Here is a 12,650-nt window from a genome sequence, read left to right on the forward strand (position 1 = left end):
TTTTATATTCAGCTATTTCAGCTATATAACCTCAAATTGTAGAATTTTGCTTAATTTCTCTATGAATTGAAATTCTGTTATACCCTAAATTATCTGCTATTTTTGATATACTATATATAGTAGTCCTTAGCAAGAACTCTAATTTAACTCTAATTTCATAATTAATTTTTTTCATTATTACAAGCTATGAAATCTTGATGTCTTCTTGCCTTGGGGTGTTTTTTTAATATAAAAAACGCCCCACATTTAAGATTTTATACTCTTAAAAGTGTTGCGTTTGAAATTACAATGTAGCAGCTGGGAAACCAGCTTTTAAACTTCAACATATTTTGTATTAAATGATCCAAGGATGCCATCAACTGGCTTAATAGCAATTCAAATTGATGGATCAATAGATTTAAGATCCGAAATAATGCTTTTTGTTTCTAATAATAATAAAGTTGTTGAAATCACATATATGTCAGCACCAGTGAAACCACTTTTTGCTTTCAAAATAGTATATCCGTGTCAGTATTTAACATCTTTAAAGTATTTAATAACATTATCTGGATTTTTACATGAGATCTCAAGAGATACTTTTTTGTATTTTGGATAAATTATATTAAGAACAATATTATTAATAACGATGTATAAGAATGAAGAAACTTCTCTTAAACCTATAATAGTTCTTGGAGCAACTGAATTATAGTATGAAGCAGGTAAAGCATCTGCATTAACATTAAGTTGAATATTTAGAATACCTAAATCACTTGTATTTGTTTCTGTTTTATTAATTAACGCTTCGCTTAATAATCCTAAGTCAAATGATTTTTTATGTGGTGCTGCAAATGCAAAAATAACTAAGAATAAGCAAGTAGCTGTCATATTAATTACAAAAATTACTGATGCAACACTTTTTTGTTTTTTAGTTGAGTAATAGTAAGCAACAATATCAGTTCCACCTGTAGAACCAGCATTTTTTCAAGCAATAGCAATTGCAGCCGCTGCACACAATGAACCTAAGAAACCATTTACTAGAAGGGGTCAACTAATTGAATTTTCATATTCGCCTATTTTAATGCCGTTTTTGTCAAAAATATGTATTTGTTTATGTCAACCGGGGGCAATATTAATGTTGTTTGCAATAAACTTTTTCACTTCTGGAATTAATGTGAAAAATAAGTTAACTACAATTTGGAATAACATAAACGATAAGGTTAGTAAAACGAAGCTTTTCTTTTCTTTTAGTCCAAAAGTTAAAAATAAAGGAACGTTAACCGCTAAGAACATTAAAGCAAAGTAATTTTCTACTTGTGGATATCCCTTATTTTTTGAAATAAGCACAGCCAACATAGGGAAACCACTTAAACCACTTGGAATAGTGTCACCACGATTTAAGAATGCAACTACACCAAAGTTAAAAATTATGGCCGCTATAAAGATAAAAAATAATCTTTTTGCATATAAAAGAATTGTTCTATTGCGTACATCTTTTTTAGATTTGTTATCTTCGTCATTATCATAAGTAAAACGACCAAGTTTTAGATTTTGCACATCTTTCACATTATGACATTTAGCTTCTTTTTCTAAACAATGCATATTTTTGGCATGCATTTTTTCTAATTCAGACTTCCTGTGTTCAAGTTTTTTATTAACAGGTAAATTAGTATTTGTTTGAGTTTCTTCATTTTTCATATTTAATATTATATATTAACGTGCAAATTAATTAAAAAAGTAATAGTCAAAGTTTTAAAATTAAAATTTTGACTAAACATACTATCAAACAGATTGATATATCAAAATAATATAACAGTGTTTTGTTTATTATACTTATTTACTAAATGTATAATATAAATTATAGAAATGGAGAATTATGAATAAAAAAATCTTTGCATACGACCTTGATGGAACATTATTAATGTCTAATAATACAATAAATGTATATACAAAAATGGCTCTTGAAAAAGTACAAGAAAAAGGCTGAATTAATGTTTTAAATACTGGTAGAGGACTACTAAAAGTACTACCTTTAATTGATGAATTTAAAAACTTTGACTACTTTATCTGTTCTAATGGTGCTTTAATTTACGATGTTAAAGCCAAGAAAATAATTATTGTAGGTAAATTAGATTCTGATGCGTTTGAACAAATGTTTGAATTTGCTAAAAATAATCAATTAATTATGACGGTTGATACAACAACCTTTAACGGTTCATATGTACCCCGTGTTGATGGTAAATTACCTGAATGGTGCCAAAAACAAGATATTATGGACTTAGCAAAATTAAATGTTTCAGACTATAGCGAAATGAAAAAAGCAGTTATGAATCCAGAAGCTATAATTACTCAAATGGCAATTAGAAGTTATAAAGGTTTAGCAGAAAAAGTCACAGAGCACTTTAAAACAGCTTTTAAGGGAAAATATTCTGTTTATTTAACAAATTCAATTTATACTGATGTTAACCCTTTAAATATTTCTAAATGACATGGATTAGAGTTCTTATTAAAAACTAAAAACTTAAGTTCTTTAACTTCTTATGCTTTTGGCGATTCTGGAAATGATGTTGAAATGTTAACACATGCAGATTATAGTTTCGCAATGGGCAATGCCACAAAAGAAGCTAAAGAAGTAGCAACTGAAATCATTGGTGATTATAATTCTGATGCAATTGGCATTAAATTAATGCAAATTATTAATAATAATTAACATCTCCTATATGTGTCATTAAGTTCGCTCCAGATTTAAGCAAAAATGTATTTCCATCATCATAAACATTACTTGGAAAACAATAAACTTCTTTGTTTAAGTTTGCAAAATTCATAGCTAAATTGATGATGCCTGAGTTCTTTTTACTACTAAAAACAATTAAATATTTAGCTAAAGCAGCTAATAAAACATTACGCTCCTTAAAATAAAATAATGTAGGATGCCTATCTAAAGGATATTGAGTTAGTAATAACTCATTTTTTTCATCAATTTTAACTTCATTATATTTAATTCCATGTGGCAATAAATAAATTATTCCTCCTTGATTATTTTTATAAATATCTATTATTTCTTCATCCATATTTTTATAATTATTAGTCAATAAAACAGTCTTTTTTGACAAATCATTCGTTAAATTTCGCATATTCATTAATGATTTATCATCGCTATACTCACCCGTTAAACAGATAATGTCTTTATTTAATAAATCAGTGTTACCTTTGCAATATAAAACAAATGGAGAATACCTCAATTCCTTTAATTCTTTTGGATACTTTTCGTCAAAAATTGTGACAGCTATAATACCTTCTTTGCTCAAATTTTCTTTTATTTCTAAAAGTTTGTTTTCATCAATTGACTTTCTACTTTTTAAACTTCTATAAATTTGTTTGTTATTTCCATTAAATATATGTGAAAAATAAATTAATATATCATTCATATTCCTCCAATGATTAAAGAGTTTTTTATGCTGAAAAACCTATAAAAAACTAATTTAAGAAAAATAGTGATTTTTTGTCTGCAAATGTTTCCATACCACAAATATGCAAAATATGGAAATGGTTGCAATGTGTAAAAAATAAGCATAAAATTAAGTTATATGAGAAGAAAACTCATATTTATATTAAGGAAATTATTGAACTAGGAGATTTAAAATGAAACAAATTCCAGCAAAAATGAAAGCTTTTGTTGTTACAGAACCAAAAACATGAAGCGTTAAAGAAGTTGATGTTCCAAAACCAAAATACAAAGAAGTATTAATTGAAATGGAAACATCAGGCATTTGCCACACAGACTTACACGCTGCTAACTATGACTGATTAGTACAACCAAAATACCCTCTTATTCCAGGACATGAAGGTATTGGTAAAGTTGTTGCATTAGGTGAAGGATGTACAAGACTTAAATTAGGAGACAGAGTTTGTTTAGCTTGATTGCACGATGCTTGTGGATACTGTGAATTCTGTTTAACAGGTCGTGAAACATTATGTCCAAACCAAAATATGTCAGCATATACTAAAGATGGTTCATTTGCTGAATATGCAATTGGTCACGAAGACTTCGTAGGAATCGTACCTGAAAAATTAGACATTATTACAGGTGCACCAGTTGTTTGTGCAGGTGTTACAACTTATAAAGCTATTAAACAAGCAAAAACAAAACCAGGAAACTACTTAGCTGTTATTGGTGTTGGTGGTTTAGGTCAATTAGCAATCCAATATGCTAAAGCGATGGGATACCGTCCAATTGGTATTGACTTAAACGATGAAAAATGCGAATTAGCTCTTAAATCAGGTGCAGAATACGCATACAACTCAGCTAAAAACCCTAACTTTATTGAAGACATTATTAAGGTTACAGGTGGTGGTGTTCACGCTGTAGTTAATACATCAGTTCACCCAAGTGCTGCTGAACAAGGTATGTCAATGCTCCGTCGTGGAGGGCGTCAAGTGTTAGTTGGTTTACCAGCTAAAGACAAATTAGGAAAAGATGACTTTAAAGTATCAATTTTCTGATCAGTTCTTTGTGAAAGAGAAATTGCTGGTTCTATTGTTGGAACAAGACAAGATTTAGCAGAGGCATTAGAATATGCTGCTGAAGGAAAAGTTAAATCAGAAGTTACAAAGATTGTAAGACTTGAAGAAGTTGCAGACATTTTTGACAAATTACAAAAAGGTGAATTCTTAGGTCGTGCAGTTATTGACTTTAGAAAATAAATTTCTTATTAATTAGTGCCTTAGGGTGCTAATTTTCTATTTCCTAAATAAGATATAATATATAAATATGTCAATGATTAGAATAGAAAAATTTATCGCTGATACCACAGGATTATCACGCAGTGAAATTAAAAAAATAATTAGCAAAAAGCTAATTAAAGTAAATGACAAAATTATTGAAAAACCCATTAAAATAGATGTTTTGGCCGATTATGTTGAATATAATAATGAACAGCTTAAATATGAAAAATATCAATATTTTATGTTTAATAAACCTGCTGGATACGTTTGTGCAAACTACGATAAAAATGATCCAACTATCTTTGATTTAATTAATTTAGATCGTGAAAAATACTTTTCTTATGGACGTCTTGATAAAGATACCGAAGGAATTCTAATCATAAGTAATGATGGTGAACTTTGCCATAAATTATTAAATCCAAAACATCACGTTCCTAAAAAATACTTTGTACAAGTAGATAAAAAATTTACTGAAGAATTCAAAACAACACATCCAGATATTAAAATTGAAGATGACATAATATCTAAATATGACTATGAATTTATAGATGATAAACATTGTTTTTTAACAATTTATGAAGGTAAATTCCATCAAGTTAAGAAGATGTTAGGAATGTTTGGTTATTCTGTTCTATACCTTAAAAGAGTTAAATTTGGAAATTTAAGTCTTGATTCAAAAATGAAACTGGGCGACATTAAAAAACTTAATGCGGAAGAATTAGCTATATTAAAAAACGAAGCAAAATAAAACGAATATCGCTTTAAAATTGTGATATTCGTTATTTTTTATTTAATAATTCAACTAAAATAGTATTAGCGATATTAGGATTTACTCTACCGCCTGAAACTTTCATTAAATTCCCTAGTATAAACTTCATTACCCTTTCAGGTCTTTCATTATATTCAGAAACAGTATTTTCATTATTATTGATAATTTCAGTTAATCAATTAGTAATAGTTGTTTTATCACTAATTTGATTCAGGTTATTATCATTTATTAATTGAACTAAATCGTCATCAAAATCAACTAGTAAAGGCACTAATGCTTTGAATGACTTACCAGATATATTTTCCAAATCAAGCTGTTTTATAGCTTCTTCAATGTATTTAGGTTTTATATTTAACTGTGTTGGATGTACATTTTTCGAATTGGATAATGAAACAACTTCTGCAAAGAATAACTTACTTAATTTATTTCTATCTGGATAATTAATTGAATCAAAATAATTTGCTAAATCTAAGTCATTCACTAAACTTCTAATATAAATATCTTGAATTTCTTCAGATTTATATCTTTCTTCTTTTTCTCAAGGTAATTCATTTAATTTAATATTATTAATAAATGAATTACTTAATTTAATAAAAGGGATATTAGGTTCTGGGAAGTATTTATAATCAATTGCACCTGTTTTAACTCTCATTAACACTGTACTTTGGGTAGCTTCATCATATCTTTTTGTTTGTTGCAAAATTGGTTTATGAGTTAAAATCATATTTTTTTGTCACTCAATTTCATATTCAATGGCATTTTTTATAGCTCTGAAACTATTCATATTTTTAATTTCAACTTTTGTGCCAAAACCACTATATCCTTTAGGTCTAAGTGAAATATTAACATCCGCTCTTAATGAACCTAACTCCATTTTTGCACTAGAAATATTTAAACTTAAAGCTATTCTTCTTATCATATCAACATATGCAACTGCTTCATCAGCACTTCTTAAAACTGGATGAGAAACAATTTCAATTAATGGAACACCTGCTCTATTGTAATCTAATTTAGTATATTCATCGTGATGTTGTCTTGCAGTATCTTCTTCAAGGTGAATTCTCTCAATTTCAACCTTCTTTTTACCTGTAGGAGTTTCTATAAATAAATATCCTTCTGAACCAATAGGTCTATAAAACTGTGTTATCTGGAAACCTTTAGGTAAGTCAGTATAGAAGTAATTTTTTCTGTCAAAATGTAACTCGTTATCAATTGACATATTTAATGCTTTGGCAAGTTTAACACCAGAAATAACAGCTTCTTTATTAACTAAAGGTAATGTGCCTGGATAACCTAAATCAATTTGATTAACATTTGTATTAGGCTCAGCATCAAAATTATTAGCAGTAGGAGAAAACATTTTTGTTTTTGTATTTAATTCTAGGTGAATTTCAATACCAATAATAACTTCAAAATTATTCATCTTTTGCTCCTAAAATTTCTTCTAATCATAATGAATTTGAAAGTAATTTTTCATCATTATATATTTTCGCATCAACTGCTAAGTTGACGAACAAGTTATCCTTTTTAATCCAAGGAATAGTGATAGAAGGATTACCAGCTAAATTTCCGCCTGTTAAAATATATTCCATATATCCGTGGTCTTTATTTAGACTTGAATCAATGAATGGAGCTACATCAGCGTATGCTGGGTATATCAAAACGTCATATTTAGAGTGCAATTCGTCAAAATAATTTTTAATTATTCTTCTAACTTGTTGTGCTTTAGTAAACATTTCTTTTTGATTTTCCGAATGCAAGAAGTATGAACCTAAAGTCAAACGTAGTTGAACCATTTTTCCAAAACCACTTGAACGAGTATTTGTCATAATTTCTTCTCAATTATTACCTTGTTTTCTATTTCCAAAGGCAATACCATTTAAGTTAGCTAAATTACTTGACGCTTCAGAGAATGAGATAACTTCATAAACAGGTTTAATAGCTTTAAGAATTTTTTCGTCAGATTTAATTAATGCAACTTCTGTTTCTTGTTTTAAATTTTGAATTAATTTATGTAGTTCTTTATTAACAAACTCTTCACAACCATTTACCATTAAAACGCCGATTTTTGCAGGTTTAGTTTTTGAAACATTTTTAATTTCAACATCCAAACTAGTCATATCTTTATTATCTTTACCATAAAGAACTTGTGAAATTAATGCAATATCATTAACATTATGTGCAAAATATGCAACTGTATCTAAGCTTGAAGCAAAAGCAAATAAACCAAAACGGCTAATTGCACCATAACTTGGTTTAAAACCAACTGCTCCATTATAACTTGCTGGAAGCCTTACTGAATCACCTGTATCTGAACCTAAAGCAAACGAAATATTTTTAGTTAAAGTAGCAACTGAACCACTTGATGAACCTCCTGCAAGCCTTGAAGGATCAAAAGGATTTTTTACTAAACCAAAAGCACTATGTGTTCCAGTTCCACCTAGAGCAAGTTCATCACAATATACTTTTGCAACTTTAATAGCACCCGCATCAATTAATTTTTGAACAGCAGTAGCATTATAATGTGGTTTGAAGTTTTCTAAAATTTTACTTGAAGCACTTGACGGTTTATCATTCGTTGCGTAATTTTCTTTAATTGTAAAAACTGCATTATTAAGAATACCTTCAGCAGTTTTAGTTTCTGTTTCATATAACTCTGCTACACAGTTATTTTGGTCATTCTTGAGCTCTTTTAAAGCTTCATTAAAATTACCTAATTCTTTAATTGTCATTATTTAACCACCTTATTTGTAATAATGTAATCTTCATCGTGTTCAGCAGCGTTATTTAATAAGTCTTGCTTTGAAATTTTGACTAAATCTTGATCAACAACGTCTTCCCTAAGAAAATCAACAAAAGGAGTTTCATATAGATGACTTAAAGGTTTAACATCAGTTAAATCAAATTCATTTAATTGATCTAATCTAGCTCCTAATTGGTTTCATAATTTTAAAATATCTTCAAGCACAGCATCATTTGTTTCTAATTCTATAGACCTAACAATAGTTTTTAATTCTTCTTTAGTAATTTGTTTCATAACTGTCCTTTCTATCATTTAATATCACATAAAAATGTTTTATCATTTAGGTATTCTAAATGTCCTGCAAGGTTTTTGAAAGTTAACTGATAAGAGTGTAAATAAAGCCTTTTATCTAATTTACCACCATATTTTTTATCGCCATAGATTGGATAACCTAAGTATTTTAAAGCTACTCTTATTTGATGTTTTTTACCAGTAATTAATTTAGCGAATCAAACAACTCCTTTAGCAAAAATATAAGTTATTGCTTTCTTGTCATCTTTATAATATGGCTCTATAGTAGCTTCCATTCTTTGGTTTTTTTCATCGTGATGAATGTAGAATTCTACATATTTATTTGATCCTTTATAATCACTTTTGAATTTATATATTTTGTCAAATTCGCCTATTTTATTGTTCAATTCAACAACAGTAGGATAATTTTTCGCATAAATAATTAGGCCACTAGTTTCTTTGTCCAATCTACCTACGTGACTAGGTTTGAAACTTGAATCTTGGGTATATTTTAAGTAAGCTAAAACTTGATTATCTAAGGAATTAGTATTCCCGTGAACCTCAATATTTTCTTGTTTATTTAAGATCAAGATATTATCATCTTCATAAATGATTTTTGAAGTTAATTCTAATTCATTATTGTAGCTATATAAATTTAGATCATTTTCATTCAAACCATAAATAATGATCTCATCGTTAGCAGATAATATATAGTTTTCATCACTAGTACGTTTATTATTAATCTTGATATCTTTTTTTCTTAAAATCCTATAAATATGCGATATTGGTACATTTTTAAAAAGTCTTTGCAAGTATTTAATTAGCTTACGACCGGCGTCATTTTCTGTTGTTTTTAGTGTATACATAATATCCTATTTAAAAATATAAGGTGCTTATAAAGCACCAAATATTAATTATTATCCATTCTTTGACTATCAAATAAATTAAAATCTTCTGCTTCGTTTTCAACACCATCAATGAAGTTAAATTCTGTTAACTTAGATAAATCTGCAAGAGATTTAATTTTGAAATAATCATAGAATTTGTTTGTAATACCGTATAAAACAGGGTTCCCGGGAGTTGGGCTAATACCAACTTCTTCAATAACCCCTTTAGTTAATAAGCTATTGATTACTTGATCACTCGCTACACCACGAATGTTATTAACCATCGAACGAGTCGCAGGTTGTTTGTATGCAATAATTCCAGCAACTTCAATAGCAGCGTTTGAAAGACGGTGTTTTTTAACAACTTGAACCATTTTGGTAATGTATTCTTTGTATGTTTCTCTTGTAGCAAATTTATAAACTTCATTAAAGACTACTACTTTAAGAGCTGTTTCTTGGTCGTTATATCATTTTAAAAAGTCGTTTAATACTTTTCTAGCTTCTGCTAAAGTGTTCAAACCAAAAATATCTTTAATTTGTTCAGGAGTTAATCCTTCATCACCTTGAACATATAATAATGCTTCTAAAATTTTATTTTTCATATTCTGGACCTCTCTCAAAGGTTATTTCGCCAAATTGTTCATCTTGTTTCATAACGATAATTTGTCTTCTAGCTAAATCAAGTACAGCCATTAAAGTAATAACAAAGTGATTTAGGGTTGGCTGTGTAAAAATCATTTCAAATGTTACTTTATCACATGAATCAAACAAGTTCATAATGAAAGGAATTTGATCTTTAGGAGTAAGTTTAAAGGTTTCTAATTTAGTTCTTCTTAGTTTTTGAGCATATGTTCTCTCGAACATTTTTCTTAAAATTGTAATAAGTGTTAAAGGATTGCTTGATCCATCTAATGCTGATTTATCATCATCAACTAAAAACTCTTCTATATTACTAGGTTTCTTAATAAAGATTTCTTTTCTTAAAGCTTCTTGTTCTCTTAAAACGCTTGATATCTCTTTAATTTGTTGATATTCGTACAATCTTCTAAGAAGTTCTTTTTTATCTTCTTCAATTTCAGGTTTTTCTTCAGGAGTAAATAGAAGCATCTTAGTTTTTAAAGCTAACAATGTTGCGGCCATAACTAGATAATCACTAGCAATATCTATTTCATTCTCTTGAAGATTTTGAATTATGTTTAAGTATGCAACAGCTAATTCAGCAACGTCAACATCCATAATGTCAACGTTTTTTTCTTGCACTAATGCAAGTAATAAATCAAGTGGACCATCAAAATTTTCAAGTTTAATGTCGTATTTTCTATCTGTGTTCGAATAAATTAACTCTTTATTCATTTAAAACTCCTATAAAGCAGCTTCAATAGTATTTTTTACTTTTTCAGCTACGACATTAGCATCCATTGTTAGAATGCTTGCTGGTTTTAATGGGCTTAAGAATTTAACAGTTATATTGCATCTTTTGAATCTTTTTGGATTTAGAGCATCTCTTGTATCACTAATAGCAACAGGAATAACTGGTAAATATTTATCACGTGCTACTTTAAAAGCACCTGAATGAAATTCACCTAAGCCATCTTCTTTAACTCTAGTTCCTTCAGGAAACACAACACCATAAGTAAGATTTTGCTTTACAAAATTACCAAATTCTTTTAATGAGTTTACACTTTCCCTGATGTTTTTTCTGTCAATGTAAACTGTATCAAGTAATGATAAAGCATTACGAGTTGTCATTTTTTTCTTAAGTTCAATTTTAGCTAAGAATGTTGGAATTTTATGATCAACAGCTTCTTCTTTTGTTTGTTTTTGCAAAGCTAAAATCAAAATAATTGGATCCATATTAGACTTATGATTAGGAGCTAAAATAGCTGGACCTTTGCCTAAGTTTTCATAACCTTCAACATTAACCTTAACCCCATAGAATCAAAGTAATAACTTAGCTTTTTTAAGCATTCAGTTATATCTTTGCATTGGAGGATAGTAATTTGGATCTTTACGATATTTTCTAGCAAAAACATTTACCCTTCACATACTTCATAAGAATAGTCATCATAGTAGAATCATTTTTAAAATAAACATATTACTCCTTACTTGTAGATAGCACAACAGCTACCAACAAATCACCTTCATCACTTGTAGATATTTCAAAATTTTGAAATACATACTTACCATTAACTTTCGTTATAGATATTTTTCTAAAATCACTTAAAGAATTATCTGCTTTAAATAAAGCTTCTTTAATTGCTCAATGAATTGCTGCAAATTTAATTCTTAAGGTTTCATTATCTTTTATTAGATTAAATTCAGCTATTTCATTTTCAGATAAAAATCTGCAAATGAATTCATCAGAAACATCTTTAAAGCGAGATAATCTTGTTATATCTATACCAATCATAATATTAATATTATAAATTATATTTTAAATACTAATTTATTAACTTAATTTATGTATTAAGTAGTACTTAACTAAAATTTAATTATGTTATTATTTTATTAATATGAGTAATAAAAGAATGGTACCTGAGGTAAGGTTTAAAGGGTATGTAGATAGTTGAAATAATTCATATATTTGTGACCTAATTTTAGAAACGCAATATCTAAATAATTTAAGTTTAAAAAATATTGAAACTAAGTTCCCCGTTTTACAACAAGGTGATAACCCAGTAATTGATTTTAAAAGTGGAAAACCCTTTATGAATTGAAATAAAGTTGTTTTATTTGGTGATCACACGCTATCTTTATATCTTCCATTGACGCCGTTTTATATTGGAAGTGATGGCATAAAATTTATATATTCTGACATATTATCTAGGGTATATTTATTGTATCTATTGGAAAAAAATAAACCTTTTTCTGAAGGATATAAAAGACATTTTTGTATTTTAAAAGAGCAAAATGCATTTTATACATTAAATCACCAAGAACAATCTAAAATAGGTGAATTCTTCAAAAATATAGATAACTTAATTACTCAAACATCTAATAACTTAGATAAGTTAAAAGATGTTAAAAAGTCTTTACTTAATAAAATGTTTCCAAGAGAAGGAAAATTAGTCCCTGAGATTAGGTTTTCACAATTTAACGATTTATGAAAAGTCGTTAAATTGAATGAAATTAGTAGGTATACTATTTCCAATCTTAATGTTTCTGATGCAAATTATAATGGTAAATATGCTCTATATGATGCTCTTTGCAAAATAGGTTATACAGATAAAACGGCTATAAATAAGCCATATATAACAAT

Annotated in this window: 13 protein-coding genes and 1 pseudogene; 4 read left to right on the plus strand and 10 right to left on the minus strand. The window is 28.0% G+C overall.

Going from position 1 to position 12,650, the window contains the following annotated elements; genetic code table 4:
* Positions 1-312: 312 nt before the first annotated feature.
* Positions 313-1,674 carry a YitT family protein gene (locus tag T390_RS0103165; protein WP_027335047.1) on the minus strand — a complete coding sequence of 454 codons (1,362 nt, stop codon included), beginning with the start codon at positions 1,672-1,674 and terminating at the stop codon, positions 313-315.
* A gap of 178 nt (positions 1,675-1,852) precedes the next feature.
* On the opposite strand from T390_RS0103165, the gene T390_RS0103170 reads away from it, so the two are divergent.
* Entirely contained in the window at positions 1,853-2,686 is an 834-nt protein-coding gene (locus T390_RS0103170; RefSeq protein WP_027335048.1) for a Cof-type HAD-IIB family hydrolase, read from the plus strand.
* Here T390_RS0103170 and T390_RS0103175 read toward each other — a convergent pair.
* Entirely contained in the window at positions 2,673-3,404 is a 732-nt protein-coding gene (locus T390_RS0103175) for a DNA-processing protein DprA (RefSeq protein WP_027335049.1), read from the minus strand. The genes T390_RS0103170 and T390_RS0103175 overlap by 14 nt on opposite strands.
* Positions 3,405-3,639: 235 nt before the next feature.
* Here T390_RS0103175 and T390_RS0103180 point away from each other — a divergent pair, with 235 nt between their 5' ends.
* A complete protein-coding gene (locus tag T390_RS0103180; protein WP_027335050.1) occupies positions 3,640-4,680 on the plus strand; it encodes a zinc-dependent alcohol dehydrogenase in 1,041 nt (346 codons plus the stop codon).
* Positions 4,681-4,753: 73 nt separating this feature from the next.
* A complete protein-coding gene (locus T390_RS0103185) occupies positions 4,754-5,449 on the plus strand; it encodes a pseudouridine synthase (protein ID WP_235732228.1) in 696 nt (231 codons plus the stop codon).
* Positions 5,450-5,480: 31 nt separating this feature from the next.
* Here T390_RS0103185 and gatB read toward each other — a convergent pair whose 3' ends face one another.
* From gatB to T390_RS0103225, 8 genes are read right to left on the minus strand one after another with little or no spacing between them, the layout of a single operon-like run.
* Positions 5,481-6,893 (minus strand): Asp-tRNA(Asn)/Glu-tRNA(Gln) amidotransferase subunit GatB, encoded by a 1,413-nt coding sequence (gene gatB / locus T390_RS0103190; RefSeq protein ID WP_027335052.1) that lies wholly within the window; start codon positions 6,891-6,893, stop codon positions 5,481-5,483.
* The gene (locus T390_RS0103195; protein ID WP_027335053.1) at positions 6,886-8,202 is read right to left on the minus strand and encodes an amidase family protein; all 1,317 of its coding nucleotides are present in this window, start codon (positions 8,200-8,202) and stop codon (positions 6,886-6,888) included. The genes gatB and T390_RS0103195 overlap by 8 nt, the downstream gene beginning before the upstream one ends.
* Complete coding sequence (locus tag T390_RS0103200) at positions 8,202-8,507, minus strand: Asp-tRNA(Asn)/Glu-tRNA(Gln) amidotransferase subunit GatC (RefSeq protein WP_027335054.1); 306 nt, start codon at positions 8,505-8,507, stop codon at positions 8,202-8,204. Before T390_RS0103200 ends, T390_RS0103195 begins: the two co-directional genes overlap by 1 nt.
* 11 nt (positions 8,508-8,518) lie before the next feature.
* Positions 8,519-9,370: an RluA family pseudouridine synthase gene (locus tag T390_RS0103205; RefSeq protein WP_027335055.1), complete on the minus strand. Its 852-nt coding sequence runs from the start codon at positions 9,368-9,370 to the stop codon at positions 8,519-8,521.
* A 44-nt stretch (positions 9,371-9,414) separates the two neighbouring features.
* Entirely contained in the window at positions 9,415-9,993 is a 579-nt protein-coding gene (gene scpB, locus T390_RS0103210) for an SMC-Scp complex subunit ScpB (protein ID WP_027335056.1), read from the minus strand.
* Positions 9,983-10,744, minus strand: a complete 762-nt coding sequence (locus T390_RS0103215) for a segregation/condensation protein A (RefSeq protein WP_027335057.1) — start codon at positions 10,742-10,744, stop codon at positions 9,983-9,985. The genes scpB and T390_RS0103215 overlap by 11 nt, the downstream gene beginning before the upstream one ends.
* Before the next feature lie 9 nt (positions 10,745-10,753).
* Positions 10,754-11,485 (minus strand): lysophospholipid acyltransferase family protein, encoded by a 732-nt coding sequence (locus T390_RS0103220; RefSeq protein WP_027335058.1) that lies wholly within the window; start codon positions 11,483-11,485, stop codon positions 10,754-10,756.
* A gap of 1 nt (position 11,486) precedes the next feature.
* Positions 11,487-11,801, minus strand: a complete 315-nt coding sequence (locus T390_RS0103225) for a 4'-phosphopantetheinyl transferase superfamily protein (protein WP_027335059.1) — start codon at positions 11,799-11,801, stop codon at positions 11,487-11,489.
* A gap of 103 nt (positions 11,802-11,904) precedes the next feature.
* Here T390_RS0103225 and T390_RS03865 point away from each other — a divergent pair.
* Positions 11,905-12,650, plus strand: a pseudogene (locus T390_RS03865) (restriction endonuclease subunit S); the annotation flags it as partial.

This window comes from Mycoplasmopsis felifaucium ATCC 43428, from assembly GCF_000687775.1.
GTDB classification, from domain to species: domain Bacteria; phylum Bacillota_I; class Bacilli_A; order Mycoplasmatales; family Metamycoplasmataceae; genus Mycoplasmopsis; species Mycoplasmopsis felifaucium.